The organism is Pseudomonas paracarnis, from assembly GCF_904063055.1.
GTDB classification, from domain to species: domain Bacteria; phylum Pseudomonadota; class Gammaproteobacteria; order Pseudomonadales; family Pseudomonadaceae; genus Aquipseudomonas; species Aquipseudomonas paracarnis.
This window is the reverse complement of sequence record NZ_CAJFCN010000007.1, coordinates 1-16,172: the sequence shown is the minus strand read 5'-3', so window position 1 is coordinate 16,172 and position 16,172 is coordinate 1. Positions and strand designations below refer to the sequence as shown.

At 55.5% G+C, this 16,172-nt stretch carries 13 protein-coding genes, 4 tRNA genes and 1 rRNA gene; all 18 read right to left on the bottom strand.

The features are described from left to right. Positions 1-30 precede the first annotated feature (30 nt). Entirely contained in the window at positions 31-501 is a 471-nt protein-coding gene (gene rpsG / locus JMV15_RS16100; RefSeq protein ID WP_002555493.1) for a 30S ribosomal protein S7, read from the bottom strand. A gap of 118 nt (positions 502-619) precedes the next feature. Beyond that, a complete protein-coding gene (gene rpsL / locus JMV15_RS16095; protein ID WP_002555494.1) occupies positions 620-991 on the bottom strand; it encodes a 30S ribosomal protein S12 in 372 nt (123 codons plus the stop codon). Between the two features lie 216 nt (positions 992-1,207). Next, complete coding sequence (gene rpoC, locus JMV15_RS16090; RefSeq protein ID WP_019819137.1) at positions 1,208-5,407, bottom strand: DNA-directed RNA polymerase subunit beta'; 4,200 nt, start codon at positions 5,405-5,407, stop codon at positions 1,208-1,210. A gap of 64 nt (positions 5,408-5,471) precedes the next feature. Next, complete coding sequence (gene rpoB / locus JMV15_RS16085; RefSeq protein WP_019819139.1) at positions 5,472-9,545, bottom strand: DNA-directed RNA polymerase subunit beta; 4,074 nt, start codon at positions 9,543-9,545, stop codon at positions 5,472-5,474. A 219-nt stretch (positions 9,546-9,764) separates the two neighbouring features. Continuing rightward, the gene (gene rplL, locus JMV15_RS16080; RefSeq protein ID WP_003176432.1) at positions 9,765-10,130 is read right to left on the bottom strand and encodes a 50S ribosomal protein L7/L12; all 366 of its coding nucleotides are present in this window, start codon (positions 10,128-10,130) and stop codon (positions 9,765-9,767) included. Positions 10,131-10,208: 78 nt separating this feature from the next. Further along, on the bottom strand, positions 10,209-10,709 hold the full coding sequence (gene rplJ, locus JMV15_RS16075) for a 50S ribosomal protein L10 (RefSeq protein ID WP_003176433.1): 501 nt from the start codon (positions 10,707-10,709) through the stop codon (positions 10,209-10,211). Positions 10,710-10,908: 199 nt separating this feature from the next. Beyond that, on the bottom strand, positions 10,909-11,604 hold the full coding sequence (rplA, locus tag JMV15_RS16070; RefSeq protein ID WP_003176434.1) for a 50S ribosomal protein L1: 696 nt from the start codon (positions 11,602-11,604) through the stop codon (positions 10,909-10,911). Continuing rightward, positions 11,604-12,035, bottom strand: coding sequence for a 50S ribosomal protein L11 (rplK, locus tag JMV15_RS16065; protein ID WP_003176435.1), 432 nt, complete (start codon positions 12,033-12,035; stop codon positions 11,604-11,606). The genes rplA and rplK overlap by 1 nt, the downstream gene beginning before the upstream one ends. Before the next feature lie 116 nt (positions 12,036-12,151). Further along, positions 12,152-12,685, bottom strand: coding sequence for a transcription termination/antitermination protein NusG (gene nusG / locus JMV15_RS16060; RefSeq protein ID WP_003176436.1), 534 nt, complete (start codon positions 12,683-12,685; stop codon positions 12,152-12,154). 9 nt (positions 12,686-12,694) lie between these two features. Further along, a complete protein-coding gene (secE, locus tag JMV15_RS16055; RefSeq protein WP_003194658.1) occupies positions 12,695-13,063 on the bottom strand; it encodes a preprotein translocase subunit SecE in 369 nt (122 codons plus the stop codon). A gap of 45 nt (positions 13,064-13,108) precedes the next feature. Further along, a tRNA-Trp gene (locus tag JMV15_RS16050) sits at positions 13,109-13,184 on the bottom strand. A gap of 143 nt (positions 13,185-13,327) precedes the next feature. Continuing rightward, positions 13,328-13,403: transfer RNA gene (locus JMV15_RS16045), tRNA-Thr, on the bottom strand. Positions 13,404-13,429: 26 nt separating this feature from the next. Then, positions 13,430-13,503 (bottom strand) — tRNA-Gly (locus tag JMV15_RS16040). Between the two features lie 24 nt (positions 13,504-13,527). Further along, positions 13,528-13,612: transfer RNA gene (locus JMV15_RS16035), tRNA-Tyr, on the bottom strand. Positions 13,613-13,754: 142 nt separating this feature from the next. Then, entirely contained in the window at positions 13,755-14,201 is a 447-nt protein-coding gene (locus JMV15_RS16030; RefSeq protein WP_014720155.1) for a hypothetical protein, read from the bottom strand. 7 nt (positions 14,202-14,208) lie between these two features. Beyond that, on the bottom strand, positions 14,209-14,958 hold the full coding sequence (locus JMV15_RS16025) for a pantothenate kinase (RefSeq protein WP_014720156.1): 750 nt from the start codon (positions 14,956-14,958) through the stop codon (positions 14,209-14,211). Beyond that, positions 14,948-15,907 (bottom strand): bifunctional biotin--[acetyl-CoA-carboxylase] ligase/biotin operon repressor BirA, encoded by a 960-nt coding sequence (gene birA / locus JMV15_RS16020; protein WP_019819153.1) that lies wholly within the window; start codon positions 15,905-15,907, stop codon positions 14,948-14,950. The genes JMV15_RS16025 and birA overlap by 11 nt, the downstream gene beginning before the upstream one ends. Before the next feature lie 155 nt (positions 15,908-16,062). Further along, positions 16,063-16,172: ribosomal RNA gene (rrf, locus tag JMV15_RS16015) — 5S ribosomal RNA — on the bottom strand; the annotation flags it as partial.

Sequence of the window (16,172 nt, the reverse complement as noted above, 5' to 3'; positions counted from 1 at the left end):
AAAGCCCTCGCAAAATTAGTGAAGCTAAAATTAGAAGCGGTAGTGCGAGAAAGCTTTGTTGGCTTCAGCCATACGGTGCACGTCTTCACGCTTCTTAACAGCAGCACCTTTACCTTCAGCAGCGTCCAACAGTTCGCCGGCCAAACGCAGAGCCATAGACTTCTCGCCGCGCTTACGGGCGAAGTCTACCAACCAGCGCATTGCCAGAGCGTTACGACGGGACGGGCGAACTTCAACCGGAACCTGGTAAGTAGCACCGCCTACACGGCGCGACTTCACTTCGACCAGCGGAGCGATGGCGTCGAGAGCTTTCTCGAAGATTTCCAGGGGGTCGCTGTTCTTGCGTTCTTTAACCTTTTCCAGCGCGCCATAAACGATACGCTCGGCAACGGCTTTCTTGCCGCTTTCCATCACGTGGTTCATGAACTTGGCCAGGATTTGGCTTCCGTATTTTGGATCGTCAAGCACTTCGCGCTTGGCTGCTACGCGTCTTCTTGGCATGGATAAGCCCTCAAACGGTCTTCAGGTTCGCTCGGAATCGGTGCCCTTTCGGGACGCCTCCGACCTTACTCTTATCGACTCAGAAAATAAGATGATTCAGGTTTACAAAAAGCCGCTACTACTTAGGCTTCTTGGTACCGTACTTCGAACGACCCTGGTTACGACCTTTAACGCCGGAAGTATCCAAGGAACCGCGTACGGTGTGATAACGAACACCTGGCAAGTCTTTTACACGACCGCCGCGGATCAGTACCACGCTGTGCTCTTGCAGGTTGTGGCCTTCACCGCCGATGTACGAGGAAACCTCGAAACCGTTGGTCAGACGCACACGGCATACTTTACGCAGTGCCGAGTTAGGTTTTTTCGGCGTGGTGGTATACACACGGGTGCATACGCCACGACGTTGCGGGCAGTTCTGCAGCGCAGGTACGTCGGATTTCTCGACGATACGCTTACGCGGCTGACGTACCAGCTGGTTGATAGTTGCCATCTACTAGCTCCACTGTTGTCTTGCGACGCTATTGTCTTGCAAGAAAAGCAAAATGGCAGGAACGAATTCCCGCCAAATTTAGGGGTACAAGAGTCTAAAGAGGATCTTGTCCCCAGTCAAGGCAAGGCCCCGACCTCCCCTCGCGTCGAACCGGGGCAAAAATGCCTCGATCCGACGAACGGGAGTGTCAGGGCCCAGACTCATCTATCGCAGAACTCAGTTACCGCTTGAGTTCAGCGCTTCGGTCAGTGCAGCTTCCACTTCACTGGCGCTTACGCGCAGCGGCTTGTCAGCATCACGGCGACGCTTACGCTCGCTGTGGTAAGCCAAACCGGTACCTGCCGGGATCAGACGACCCACGACTACGTTTTCTTTCAGGCCGCGCAGGTAATCGCGCTTGCCGGTTACCGCTGCTTCGGTCAGTACGCGAGTGGTCTCCTGGAAGGAGGCCGCCGAGATGAACGACTCAGTGGACAACGACGCCTTAGTGATACCCAGCAACACGCGAGTGAACTTGGAGACAAATTTCTCTTCGTTCGCCAGGCGCTCGTTTTCTACCAGTACGTGAGTCAGTTCCATCTGGTCGCCCTTGATGAAACTGGAATCGCCGGATTCAGCGATTTCAACTTTACGCAGCATCTGACGCAGGATGGTCTCGATGTGCTTGTCGTTGATCTTCACGCCTTGCAGACGGTAAACGTCCTGGATCTCGTTAACGATGTACTTGGCCAGCGCACTCACACCCAGCAGACGCAGGATGTCGTGTGGATCGCTCGGGCCGTCGGAGATAACTTCGCCGCGGTTTACCTGTTCGCCTTCGAACACGTTCAGGTGACGCCACTTCGGAATCAGCTCTTCATACGGATCGCTACCGTCGTTCGGGGTAATGACCAGACGGCGCTTGCCCTTGGTCTCTTTACCGAACGCGATGGTGCCGCTGACTTCAGCCAGAATCGACGCTTCTTTCGGACGACGAGCTTCGAACAAGTCGGCAACACGCGGCAGACCACCGGTGATGTCACGGGTCTTCGAAGTTTCTTGCGGGATACGCGCGATAACATCACCGATCGCGATCTTCGCACCATCCGCTACACCGACCAGGGCGTTGGCTGGCAGGAAGTACTGAGCGATTACGTCAGTGCCTGGCAGCAACAGGTCCTTGCCGTTGTCGTCGACCATCTTCACGGCAGGACGGATGTCTTTGCCGGCAGCTGGACGATCTTTGGCGTCGAGTACTTCAATGTTGGTCATACCGGTCAATTCGTCAGTCTGACGCTTGATCGTGATGCCTTCTTCCATGCCCACGTAGGTCACGGTACCTTTCATTTCGGTAACGATTGGGTGAGTGTGCGGATCCCACTTGGCCACGATTGCGCCAGCGTCGACCTTGTCACCTTCTTTAACCGAAATCACAGCACCGTACGGCAGCTTGTAACGCTCACGCTCACGACCGTAGTCATCAGCGATTGCCAGCTCACCGGAACGGGACACAGCAACCAAGTGGCCATCCACTCGCTCAACGTGCTTGAGGTTGTGCAGACGGACGGTACCGCCATTCTTAACCTGAACACTGTCGGCTGCGGAGGTCCGGCTTGCCGCACCACCGATGTGGAACGTACGCATGGTCAGCTGGGTACCCGGCTCACCGATGGACTGGGCAGCGATAACGCCGACCGCTTCACCGATGTTCACCTGGTGACCACGAGCCAAGTCACGGCCGTAGCACTTGGCGCAGATGCCGTAGCGGGTTTCGCAGCTGATCGGCGAGCGAACGATCACTTCGTCGATGCTGTTGAGTTCGATGAACTCGACCCACTTCTCGTCAACCAGGGTGCCGGCAGGAACGATAACTTCCTCGGTACCTGGCTTGAATACGTCACGGGCAATAACACGACCCAATACGCGCTCACCCAGCGGCTCTACAACGTCACCGCCTTCAATGTGCGGCGTCATCAGCAGGCCGTGCTCGGTGCCGCAATCGATCTCGGTTACAACCAGATCTTGTGCAACGTCTACCAGACGACGAGTCAGGTAACCGGAGTTAGCGGTTTTCAACGCGGTATCCGCAAGACCCTTACGAGCACCGTGAGTGGAGATGAAGTACTGAAGTACGCTCAAACCTTCACGGAAGTTCGCAGTGATCGGCGTTTCGATGATGGAACCGTCCGGCTTGGCCATCAGGCCACGCATACCGGCGAGCTGACGGATCTGCGCAGCAGAACCCCGTGCGCCCGAGTCGGCCATCATGTACATCGAGTTGAAAGACTCTTGATCGACTTCGACGCCATGACGGTCGATGACTTTCTCTTTCGAGAGGTTGGCCATCATCGCCTTGGACACTTCGTCGTTGGCCTTGGACCAAAGGTCGATCACTTTGTTGTACTTCTCGCCCTGGGTTACCAGGCCGGAGGCGTACTGGCTCTCGATCTCTTTCACTTCGTCAGTGGCAGCACTGATGATGCGGGCTTTTTCATCCGGGATAACGAAGTCGTTAACGCCGATGGAAACGCCGGAGATAGTCGAGTAAGCGAAACCTGTGTACATCAACTGGTCAGCGAAGATAACGGTCTCTTTCAAACCAACCACGCGGTAGCACTGGTTGATCAGCTTGGAGATCGCCTTTTTCTTCATCGGCAGGTTGACGACGTCGTACGACAGACCTTTTGGAACAACCTGGTACAACAGCGCACGGCCGACAGTGGTGTCGACGATACGGGTGTTGCTCACGCTGCCGCCGTCACGGTCGTTGACGGTTTCGTGGATCCGCACCTTGACCTTGGCGTGCAGTGCGGCTTCGCCGGCACGGAACACACGGTCAACTTCCTGCAGGTCAGCGAACACACGACCTTCGCCTTTGGCGTTGATCGCTTCACGAGTCATGTAGTACAGACCCAATACAACGTCCTGCGACGGAACGATGATTGGCTCACCGTTGGCTGGCGACAGAATGTTGTTGGTCGACATCATCAACGCACGCGCTTCCAACTGGGCTTCCAGTGTCAGCGGTACGTGCACGGCCATTTGGTCGCCGTCGAAGTCGGCGTTGTACGCGGCACAGACCAGAGGGTGCAGCTGGATAGCCTTACCTTCGATCAGCACCGGTTCAAACGCCTGGATACCCAGACGGTGAAGGGTCGGTGCACGGTTGAGGAGAACCGGGTGTTCGCGAATCACTTCAGCGAGAACGTCCCAAACCTCTGGCAGTTCGCGCTCGACCATTTTCTTGGCCGCTTTGATGGTGGTCGCGAGACCGCGCATTTCCAGCTTGCCGAAGATGAACGGCTTGAACAGCTCGAGTGCCATCTTCTTAGGCAGACCGCACTGGTGCAGACGCAGGGTCGGGCCTACGGTAATTACCGAACGACCGGAGTAGTCAACACGCTTACCGAGCAAGTTCTGACGGAAACGACCTTGCTTACCCTTGATCATGTCAGCCAGGGATTTCAGAGGACGCTTGTTCGAACCGGTGATAGCGCGGCCACGACGACCGTTGTCGAGCAGGGCATCGACCGCTTCTTGCAACATACGCTTTTCGTTGCGCACGATGATGTCCGGAGCGGACAGATCAAGCAGGCGCTTCAAGCGGTTGTTACGGTTGATCACGCGGCGGTACAGGTCGTTGAGGTCGGACGTCGCGAAACGACCACCGTCCAACGGTACCAGCGGACGCAGGTCTGGCGGCAGAACCGGCAGAACGGTCAGCACCATCCACTCTGGCAGGTTGCCGGAACCCTGGAAGGCTTCCATCAACTTCAGACGCTTGGACAGCTTCTTGATCTTGGTTTCGGAGTTGGTTTGCGGAATCTCTTCACGCAGACGACCAATCTCGTGCTCCAGGTCGATAGCGTGCAGCAGTTCGCGGACAGCTTCGGCACCCATGCGGGCATCGAAATCGTCGCCGAACTCTTCCAGCGCTTCGAAGTACTGCTCGTCGTTCAGCAGCTGACCTTTTTCAAGGGTGGTCATGCCTGGATCGATAACGACATAGCTCTCGAAGTAGAGAACGCGTTCGATATCACGCAGGGTCATGTCCATCAGCAAGCCGATACGGGACGGCAGCGATTTCAGGAACCAGATGTGGGCAACCGGCGAAGCCAGTTCGATGTGCGCCATGCGCTCACGACGAACCTTGGCCAGCGCAACTTCAACGCCGCACTTCTCGCAGATCACACCACGGTGCTTCAAGCGCTTGTACTTACCGCACAGGCACTCGTAATCCTTTACCGGGCCAAAGATCTTGGCGCAGAACAGGCCGTCACGCTCAGGTTTGAACGTACGGTAGTTGATGGTTTCCGGCTTTTTAACTTCACCGAACGACCACGAACGGATCATCTCAGGCGATGCCAACCCAATACGGATGGCGTCGAACTCTTCGACTTGACCCTGGTTTTTCAGCAAATTCAGTAGGTCTTTCAAGGCCTTTCCTCCTGGCGGAGCAGAGAGCGGGCTAAACAGCCCCGCTCTCGATTCGCGTCACGTGTTATTCGGTTTCCAGATCGATATCGATGCCGAGGGAACGAATTTCTTTGATCAACACGTTGAAGGACTCGGGCATGCCCGGCTCCATACGGTGATCACCGTCCACGATGTTTTTGTACATCTTGGTACGACCGTTCACATCGTCCGACTTCACTGTGAGCATTTCTTGCAGAGTGTATGCAGCACCGTATGCTTCCAGTGCCCAGACCTCCATCTCCCCGAAACGCTGACCACCGAACTGAGCCTTACCACCCAGCGGCTGCTGGGTAACCAGGCTGTACGAACCGGTAGAACGAGCGTGCATCTTGTCGTCTACCAAGTGGTTCAGCTTCAGCATGTACATGTAGCCAACAGTAACCGGGCGCTCGAACTTGTTGCCGGTACGGCCGTCGAACAGCTGCATCTGGCCGCTTTCTGGCAGGTCTGCCAGTTTGAGCATGGCCTTGATTTCGCTTTCCTTGGCACCGTCGAACACCGGGGTAGCCATTGGAACGCCGCCGCGCAGGTTCTTCGCCAGATCCAGGATTTCCTGGTCGGAGAAGGTGTCCAGCTCTTCGTTGCGACCGCCGATCTCGTTGTAGATCTCGTGCAGGAACTTACGCAGGTCTGCGACTTTGCGCTGCTCTTCGATCATACGGTTGATCTTCTCGCCCAGACCTTTGGCCGCGAGGCCCAGGTGGGTTTCAAGGATCTGACCAACGTTCATACGCGAAGGTACGCCCAACGGGTTGAGGACGACGTCGACCGGGGTGCCATTGGCATCGTGCGGCATGTCTTCAACCGGCATGATCACAGAGACCACACCCTTGTTACCGTGACGACCGGCCATCTTGTCGCCCGGTTGGATGCGGCGACGGATTGCCAGGTAAACCTTGACGATTTTCAGCACGCCTGGAGCCAGGTCATCGCCCTGCTGCAGTTTGCGCTTCTTGTCTTCGAACTTGTCGTCCAGCAGACGGCGGCGATCAACGATATAGGCCTGGGCCTTCTCGAGCTGCTCGTTCAGAGCGTCTTCAGCCATGCGCAGTTTGAACCACTGGCCGTGCTCAAGACCGTCGAGAATTTCGTCGGTGATGTCCTGACCTTTCTTCAGACCTGCGCCGCCTTCAGCCTTGTGGCCTACCAGAGCGGAACGCAGACGTTCGAAGGTCGCGCCTTCAACGATACGGAACTCTTCGTTCAGGTCCTTGCGGATCTCGTCGAGCTGGGTCTTCTCGATGGACAGTGCACGAGCATCACGCTCAACGCCGTCACGGGTGAAGACCTGTACGTCGATGACAGTACCCTTGGTACCGGTAGGTACACGCAGGGAAGTGTCTTTAACGTCGCTGGCTTTTTCACCGAAGATGGCACGCAGCAGCTTCTCTTCCGGCGTCAGTTGGGTCTCGCCTTTCGGAGTGACCTTACCGACCAGGATGTCGCCAGCGCCAACTTCAGCACCTACGTAAACGATACCGGCTTCGTCCAGCTTGTTCAGTGCAGCTTCACCCACGTTCGGGATGTCTGCAGTGATTTCCTCTGGCCCAAGCTTGGTATCACGTGCCACACAGGTCAGTTCCTGGATGTGGATCGTGGTGAAGCGGTCTTCTTGAACCACACGCTCGGACAGGCAGATGGAGTCTTCGAAGTTGAAGCCGTTCCATGCCATGAACGCGATGCGCATGTTCTGACCCAGAGCCAGCTCACCCATGTCGGTGGACGGGCCGTCGGCCATGATGTCGCTACGCTGAACGCGATCACCCTTGCTCACCAGCGGACGCTGGTTGATGCAGGTGTTCTGGTTCGAGCGGGTGTATTTGGTCAGGTTGTAGATGTCGACACCGGCTTCGCCAGTTTCTACTTCGTCATCGGCAACACGAACCACGATACGGCTGGCATCAACGGAGTCGATCACGCCGCCACGACGAGCCACGACGCAAACGCCGGAGTCACGGGCTACGTTGCGCTCCATGCCGGTACCTACCAGCGGCTTGTCAGCACGCAGGGTCGGTACAGCTTGACGCTGCATGTTGGAACCCATCAACGCACGGTTGGCGTCATCGTGTTCCAGGAACGGGATCAGCGACGCTGCAACCGACACTACCTGCTTCGGAGAAACGTCCATCAAGGTGACGTCTTCCGGCGCCTTGACGGTGAACTCGTTCAAGTGACGAACAGCTACCAGCTCGTCGATCAGGACTTTCTTGTCGTTCATCGTGGCCGAAGCCTGAGCGATCACGTGATCAGCTTCTTCGATGGCGGACAGGAACACGATCTCGTCGGTGACCAGAGCGTCTTTCACCACACGGTACGGGCTTTCGAGGAAGCCGTACTGGTTGGTGCGCGCATAAGCGGCCAGGGAGTTGATCAGACCGATGTTCGGACCTTCCGGCGTTTCGATCGGGCAAACACGACCGTAGTGCGTCGGGTGTACGTCACGAACTTCAAAGCCTGCACGCTCACGGGTCAGACCGCCCGGGCCCAGTGCAGAAACACGGCGCTTGTGGGTGATCTCGGAGAGCGGGTTGTTCTGGTCCATGAACTGCGAAAGCTGGCTGGAACCGAAGAACTCTTTCACCGCCGCAGCCACTGGCTTGGCGTTGATCAGGTCTTGCGGCATCAGGCCTTCGCTTTCAGCCATCGACAGACGTTCTTTGACCGCACGCTCAACACGCACCAGGCCAACACGGAACTGGTTCTCGGCCATTTCGCCTACGCAGCGAACACGACGGTTACCCAAGTGGTCGATGTCATCGACGATGCCTTTGCCGTTACGGATGTCGACCAGGGTCTTCAGTACCGCAACGATGTCTTCCTTGCACAGCACGCCCGAACCTTCGATCTCGGTACGACCGATACGACGGTTGAACTTCATCCGGCCGACCGCAGACAGGTCATAGCGCTCAGGGCTGAAGAACAGGTTGTTGAACAGGGTTTCGGCAGCGTCTTTGGTTGGTGGCTCACCAGGACGCATCATGCGATAGATCTCGACCAGTGCTTCCAATTGGTTGCTGGTGGAGTCGATCTTCAGTGTGTCGGAGATGAACGGACCGCAGTCGATATCGTTGGTGTACAGGGTCTCGATGCGAACAACCTGGGCCTTGGCGATCTTGGCCAGGATCTCGGTGTTCAGCTCGGTGTTGCACTCAGCCAGGATTTCGCCTGTAGCCGGGTGAACGATGACCTTGGCGGTAGTGCGACCCAGGACGTAGTCCAGTGGCACTTCCAGCTCTTTGATACCGGCTTTTTCGATCTGGTTGATGTGGCGCGCAGTGATACGACGGCCAGCCTCAACGATGACCTTGCCTTTTTCGTCCTGGATGTCCAGTACAGCAATTTCACCACGCAGACGCGAAGCGATCAGCTCCAGCTTGAGGGTTTCATCCTTCAGGCTGAATACGTTGGTGGTGTAGAAAGCGTCCAGCACTTGCTCAGTGGTGTAACCGAGCGCGCGCAGCAATACCGAGGCCGGCAGCTTGCGACGACGGTCGATACGCACGAACACGCAGTCTTTCGGGTCGAACTCGAAGTCCAACCACGAACCGCGGTACGGAATGATCCGCGCGGAGTACAGGAGTTTGCCGGAGCTGTGCGTCTTGCCGCGGTCGTGGTCGAAGAACACGCCCGGGGAACGGTGCAGCTGGGAAACGATTACACGCTCGGTACCGTTGATTACGAAGGTACCGTTTTCAGTCATCAGTGGGATTTCGCCCATGTAGACTTCTTGCTCTTTGATGTCCTTGATCGCTTTGTTCGACGATTCTTTGTCGAAAATGATCAGACGGACTTTTACCCGCAAAGGTACGGCGTACGTAACGCCACGCAACACGCATTCTTTGACATCAAATGCCGGTTCGCCCAGGCGATAACCGACGTACTCCAGCGCAGCATTGCCGGAGTAGCTGATGATCGGGAAAACGGATTTGAAGGCCGCATGCAGGCCCACGTCGCGGAACTGATCTTTGGTCGCTCCCGCCTGCAAGAATTCACGATACGAATCCAGCTGGATAGCCAGAAGGTACGGGACATCCATGACGTCCGGCAACTTGCTAAAGTCCTTGCGGATACGTTTTTTCTCAGTATATGAGTAAGCCATCAGCGTTCCCCAGCTTGGTCACCTGCTTGTTTGGCCCCTCCGACGGGAGCAGCCAGAAAATCTTGCAAACCCCATGGTTTGCACCACCGCTTCGGGTGGCTACAGCGCGTTAATGGCGGCGACCGAGTCGACAGCCAAGAACGGAAAAAGGCCGGTGGCAAGAGCCACCAGCCATCAGCCTTCAGCTTAACGCTTGGGCTGGAGACGCAAGGTCGATGCTTACTTCAGCTCGACTTTAGCGCCTGCTTCTTCCAGAGTAGCTTTGGCTTTGTCAGCGGCGTCTTTCGACACTGCTTCTAGAACCTGGGCAGGAGCGCCGTCAACTACAGCCTTGGCTTCTTTCAGGCCCAGACCGGTCAGTTCACGTACTGCCTTGATCACGTTTACTTTCTTCTCGCCAGCTTCCAGCAGCATGACGTTGAATTCGGTTTGCTCTTCAGCAGCGACAGCAGCAACAGCTGGGCCAGCGGAAGCAGCGGCAGCGGAAACGCCGAATTTTTCTTCGAAAGCTTTGATCAGCTCAACAACCTGCAGAACCGACATTTCAGCTACGGCGTTGAGGATATCGTCTTGGGAGATAGACATTGCTGTATTTCCTGAATTGGGGGACGGCCTACGCGGCCATCGAAATAAACAAAAATACGCGAGAGAATTTGCTCAGCCTTAGGCTGCGGCAGCTTCTTTTTGCTCGCGAACTGCAGCCAGAGTACGAGCCAGCTTGCTGGTAGCGCCTTGAATCACGCTCATCAGCTGCGAAATAGCTTCGTTACGGGTCGGCAGTGTTGCCAGTACGTCGATTTGGTTAGCTGCGAGGAACTTGCCCTCGAACGCAGCTGCCTTGATCTCGAACTTATCCTGACTCTTGGCGAATTCTTTGAACAAACGGGCAGCAGCGCCTGGATGATCTTTAGAGAACGCGATCAGAGTCGGGCCGGTGAACACGTCGTTGAGAACACTGTATTCAGTGTCAGCAACGGCGCGCTTGAGCAGAGTGTTACGTACAACACGTACGTATACGCCAGCTTCACGAGCCTCTTTACGGAGTCCGGTCATAGCGCCTACTGTCACACCACGGGCATCAGCCACGACAGCGGACAGAGCAGCTTTGGCAGCCTCGTTGACTTCAGCGACGATGGCCTTCTTGTCTTCGAGATTAATTGCCACGGGTTTAACTCCTGCTTGTTACCGTTTCATCTGGCCTAGGCCTGATGTCGTTTTGGTGTCTGATTCGGTAAGGAACCGGGAGCACCATCTGCGTAGGCTTGTTGGTTTAAGACTTGCGTCGCCTACGGTCTTGGATAGCCCCCGCCAGGCAGGGACCCCAATCTTTCAATTGGCGCAATTACTTGCGCCAATTTATGTCTTATACGTCCAGCGAGCCTTGGTCGATGACCAGACCTGGGCCCATAGTGGTGCTCAGGGTAACGCGCTTGACGTAGATACCTTTCGAGGAAGCAGGCTTGATACGCTTCAGATCAGCGATCAGGGCTTCAACGTTTTCCTTCAGCTTGACGGCATCGAAGCCGACTTTGCCAACGGAGGTGTGAATGATGCCGTTTTTGTCGGTGCGATAACGAACCTGACCAGCCTTGGCGTTTTTAACCGCGGTAGCTACGTCTGGAGTTACGGTGCCGACTTTAGGGTTAGGCATCAGGCCACGTGGACCGAGGATCTGACCCAACTGACCTACAACACGCATTGCATCCGGGGAAGCAATAACGACGTCATAGTTCAGGTCGCCGCCTTTCATTTCGGCAGCCAGGTCGTCCATGCCAACGCGATCAGCACCAGCGGCCAGAGCAGCTTCAGCAGCTGGGCCTTGGGTGAAGACAGCAACACGTACAGTCTTGCCAGTGCCGTGTGGCAGCACAGTAGCGCTACGAACGACCTGGTCGGATTTACGTGGGTCAACACCCAGGTTTACAGCAACGTCAACAGACTCGCTGAACTTGACAGTCGACAGCTCGGTCAGCAAGGCAGCAGCGTCTACGAAGTTGTAGGACTTGCCTGCTTCGATCTTGCCGGCGATAGCCTTTTGGCGCTTGGTCAGCTTAGCCATTACACACCCTCCACGTTAAGGCCCATGCTACGAGCAGAACCGGCGATGGTACGCACGGCTGCATCCATATCAGCTGCAGTCAGATCCGCGTTTTTGGTTTTCGCGATTTCTTCCAGCTGAGCACGGGTTACGGTGCCAACCTTAACGGTGTTAGGACGAGCGGAACCGCTGGTCAGACCGGCAGCTTTCTTCAGCAAAACCGAAGCCGGGGTCGACTTGGTTTCGAAGGTGAAGCTACGGTCGCTGTATACAGTGATGATCACTGGAGTCGGCAGACCTGGCTCAAGACCCTGAGTACGGGCGTTGAAGGCCTTGCAGAATTCCATGATGTTCACGCCGTGCTGACCCAGAGCTGGACCGACGGGTGGGCTAGGGTTGGCCTGAGCGGCCTTCACTTGCAGCTTGATGTAAGCGGTAATCTTCTTGGCCATGAGGCACTCCAATTACGGGTTCAAACGCCTCGAAAGGCTCCCCGGTTACTTGCGCGTTTATCCCAGTGACGACAAAACCCCACAGCCTAGGCTGCGGGGTTGGGATGCTTGCCCAGCTAGACCTTTTCGACCTGACTGAACTCCAACTCTACCGGGGTAGAGCGACCGAAAATGAGCACTGCCACTTGGATCCGGCTCTTTTCGTAGTTAACTTCTTCGACCGTACCGTTAAAATCAGCGAACGGACCGTCTGTAACGCGAACAACCTCACCCGGCTCGAACAATGTCTTCGGCTTGGGCTTGTCGCTACCATCAGCAACACGACGCAGAATTGCTTCCGCCTCTTTGTCGGTGATCGGAGCAGGCTTGTCGGCAGTACCGCCAATGAAGCCCATGACGCGAGGGGTATCCTTGACCAAGTGCCAAGTACCTTCGTTCATGTCCATTTGTACCAGCACGTAGCCAGGGAAGAACTTGCGTTCGCTTTTGCGCTTCTGCCCATTCCGCATTTCAACCACTTCTTCAGTGGGAACCAGAATTTCGCCGAAGCCATCTTCCATGCCTGCCAGCTTTACGCGCTCCAGCAAAGAGCGCATAACATGCTTCTCGTAACCCGAGTAAGCATGCACAACGTACCAACGCTTAGCCACGGGACACCCTTAGCCAACAATCAAGGAAACAAGCCAGCCGAGCAGGGAATCAAGCCCCCACAACAGCAACGCCATAACCAGAACAACAGCCACGACAATCAATGTGGTCTGAGTGGTTTCTTGGCGAGTCGGCCAAACGACTTTACGGATTTCGGTGCGAGCTTCCTTAACCAGTACCGCGAACGACTTGCCTTTGGCAGTCTGCAGGCCTACAAAGGCAGCTACAGCAGCGAGGGCAAGCAAAGCGAGTACACGGTACAGGATCGGCGAAGCAGAATAGTACTGATTGCCAACAACGCCTACGACCACCAAGGCGACTACAGCGAGCCACTTTACCAGATCGAAACGAGAGCTTTGAGCTTCAGCCTTAGGAGTCATCTATGAAGATCCTGTGAAAAGAAAGCCAGACACACCACGTGAATCTGGCAGGTCAGGAGGGAATCGAACCCCCAACCTACGGTTTTGGAGACCGTCGCTCTGCCAATTGAGCTACTGACCTAAAACAAAATCAGGCCGACCATTATGCAGGCCTGAAAAAGACTTTACAACAACCAACCCCACAAGACCTGAAACATCGAACAACATTCAAGCCGAGGCAGCTGTTAAAACAAAGGCAGATATTTTCATATCTGCCTTGTCATATGGAGCTCTTGAGCGGATTTGAACCGCTGACCTCACCCTTACCAAGGGTGTGCTCTACCAACTGAGCTACAAGAGCGAAACACCTTGCACAACCTGCAAACTTGGAGCGGGTAGCGGGAATCGAACCCGCATCATCAGCTTGGAAGGCTGAGGTTCTACCACTAAACTATACCCGCGGAGCTTGCAGCTCACGCTAAAAATGGTGGAGGGGGAAGGATTCGAACCTTCGAAGTCGTAGACGTCAGATTTACAGTCTGATCCCTTTGGCCGCTCGGGAACCCCTCCTAAGCGAGCCGGCATTTTACATCACGCCGACCTTCTGTCAAGCATTTTCTCATTTAAATTATGAGGTTAGCTGCATTGACGGTCGCTTTGCACTGTAGCCCTTAAAGGTCTTCACTGCGAAGCGGGCGCCATTCTATGCAAACTATTCGAGAGTTGCAATGCCTTCACACAGCATTATTTTATGTTTTAACTCATTGAATTCATTAGCAAGGCTTTCAAAGGGCAGATCGTCAGCCAGGCGACGGCTCTCAGGGGCTACACGCAACCAATAACCCGAGGCGTCCGGCGCATTCAGCAACTGTACTTTGACCTTGATATCCAGGCTGGTGAGCCTCTGCTCGAGAGAGGAGGCTTGGCGTCGATCAGTGAACCCACCGATGTACAAGCAGGTATTCTGCGCCTCTGCCGGCCTCGCTCGATCACGCCGCGCCACCGCATCTGCCGACTCACTCAGGAGGCGAATATCTTGTTGTGCCCCCCGATGGAGACTCAAGGGCGTGACATCCTTGGCCCGCAATGGCGCCTCTTGCTGATGCCAGACGTAATAGAAAACATTGAGGACCAGTAAAAGTAAAAACAGCCAGCGCATAATCACCTCAAGACAAAGGACACGCCATTGCCAAACCAACAAACACCAGATCCGGGACCAGCCGAGCCTGAGGCGCAGCATCCCTCACCAGGTCAGCATCGCCGCCAGTGAGGAAGACCGTGAAATCCTCCCCCCAATAGCCTCGCGCCAACTCGAGCTGGGTCAGCACAAACCCTCTAAGCATGAGCGTACACCCACGCTCGACAGCCTCTACGGTCGTACGACCAGGAGAGAGACGTTCCACAGCCCGCTCAGCGGCCGCGTCGTCATAGCGTATCTTGCGGGTATGGGTTCGCAGTTGATTACGCATAAGCGGCATACCCGGGCAAATAAACCCACCCAGGTGCCCACCGTCCGGACCAATAAAATCTGCTGTCGCCGCTGTACCAAAGTCGAGTACCAGGCATGCACCTGACGCCAACTTGAACGCGCCTAGCATGGCCAGCCATCGATCCATCCCCAGGCGCTGGAAGTCTTCGTAGCCGTTGCGCACTCCGCCCATTTCTTGAGCAGAGGTTGCACAGGAAACAGCAACGCCAAATGCCGCTACCAAGGCAGCTATCAGCTTATCGGTCTCCTCAAGCGCGCGAACACTCACTAACCGACAACGCGTGAGCAATAGACCAGGCAAAGCCACCAAACTATCGATCAGCGCGATATCTGAACCTGCGATACCTTCCGCGCGAACAGTTGCCTCACTCAACTCAAGAACACGCCATTTGATAAAGCTATTTCCACAGTCGAGCTCAAGAATCATCACGCAACCTCAGGCTTAACTCACCACCGCTGTATATTTTCTCAACGCCACCGACATCCAAACGCAAGGCGCCCTGACGATCCACGCCCAGCACAACCCCATCAATCTGATTGACGCCCGCGATAAGCGACACGGACTTCCCCTGCCACGCGTGATGCTGCTCCCATTCGTCTTGCAACCCTGCAAAACCCGCAGCCTTGTGTCGATCTAGGTAGGCTTGGAGTTGCAAACCCAGTCGCGCCACCAGGTGATTGCGATCAACTGAAAAGCCCGTCTCAAGCTGCATCGAGGTCCACTGCTGATCAACATCAGCTGCCCTCTGCATATTCACATTGATACCTATCCCTAGCACAACGTGACAGATATCCGCGGGATCTCCCACCATCTCAAGCAAGATGCCTGAGATTTTCTTGTGCCCAACCAAGACGTCGTTTGGCCACTTCAAAGCCGCGCCCTGCACACCCGACTCACGCAGAGCCTGCAGGACTGCCAGTCCTACCACCAGACTCAACCCTTCCAGTTGCCGCAGACCACCCTCAATACGCAATACAAGGCTGTAGTAAACGTTTTGCGCAAATGGGCTGACCCATTTACGGCCTCTGCGCCCCCTACCAGCCGTCTGCTGCTCCGCTAGCACAACAAAAGGCGCCGCACTGCCTCCATCGACAAGACGTAAAGCCTCAGCATTAGTGGAGTCAATGGAGTCGAAAATATGAACGGGCCAAGCCAAGGAAGCCGCCCCCAGAGAAATCTCCTGCGCATTCAAAAACACCAATGGCGCAGCCAATCTATACCCGCGGCCTCGAACCTTATGAATGGGGAGATTCAATTCTGCCTCAAGATGCTGAAGCTGCTTCCACACGGCACTGCGACTAACGCCCAGGGCGGCGCCAAGCGCTTCTCCAGAATGGAACTGACCATCTTTCAGAAGTTTCAACAACGTCAGCATGCACATATCGCCTCAGAATGAGGCACGCATGATAGCCATGCGCAGGGTCATTGCATAGAAAGGGTGGATATCAGTATTGATCGACGCCCCACAAGATTTTCGAGCGCCCAAAACAAAACCCCAACTGCTTTCGCAATTGGGGTTTCGGAATTTAATCTTGACGATGACCTACTCTCACATGGGGAAACCCCACACTACCATCGGCGATGCATCGTTTCACTGCTGAGTTCGGGATGGGATCAGGTGGTTCCAATGCTCTATGGTC

Excerpts from the sequence above, each read along its gene's own strand:
- secE (WP_003194658.1), bottom strand. The coding sequence starts at position 13,063 with ATGACTCCTAAGGCTGAAGCTCAAAGCTCTCGTTTCGATCTGGTAAAG.
- rpoB (WP_019819139.1), bottom strand. The coding sequence starts at position 9,545 with ATGGCTTACTCATATACTGAGAAAAAACGTATCCGCAAGGACTTTAGC.
- rplA (WP_003176434.1), bottom strand. The coding sequence starts at position 11,604 with ATGGCTAAGCTGACCAAGCGCCAAAAGGCTATCGCCGGCAAGATCGAA.
- rpsL (WP_002555494.1), bottom strand. The coding sequence starts at position 991 with ATGGCAACTATCAACCAGCTGGTACGTCAGCCGCGTAAGCGTATCGTC.
- JMV15_RS16030 (WP_014720155.1), bottom strand. The coding sequence starts at position 14,201 with ATGCGCTGGCTGTTTTTACTTTTACTGGTCCTCAATGTTTTCTATTAC.
- birA (WP_019819153.1), bottom strand. The coding sequence starts at position 15,907 with ATGCTGACGTTGTTGAAACTTCTGAAAGATGGTCAGTTCCATTCTGGA.
- rplL (WP_003176432.1), bottom strand. The coding sequence starts at position 10,130 with ATGTCTATCTCCCAAGACGATATCCTCAACGCCGTAGCTGAAATGTCG.
- rplK (WP_003176435.1), bottom strand. The coding sequence starts at position 12,035 with ATGGCCAAGAAGATTACCGCTTACATCAAGCTGCAAGTGAAGGCCGCT.
- rpsG (WP_002555493.1), bottom strand. The coding sequence starts at position 501 with ATGCCAAGAAGACGCGTAGCAGCCAAGCGCGAAGTGCTTGACGATCCA.
- JMV15_RS16025 (WP_014720156.1), bottom strand. The coding sequence starts at position 14,958 with ATGATTCTTGAGCTCGACTGTGGAAATAGCTTTATCAAATGGCGTGTT.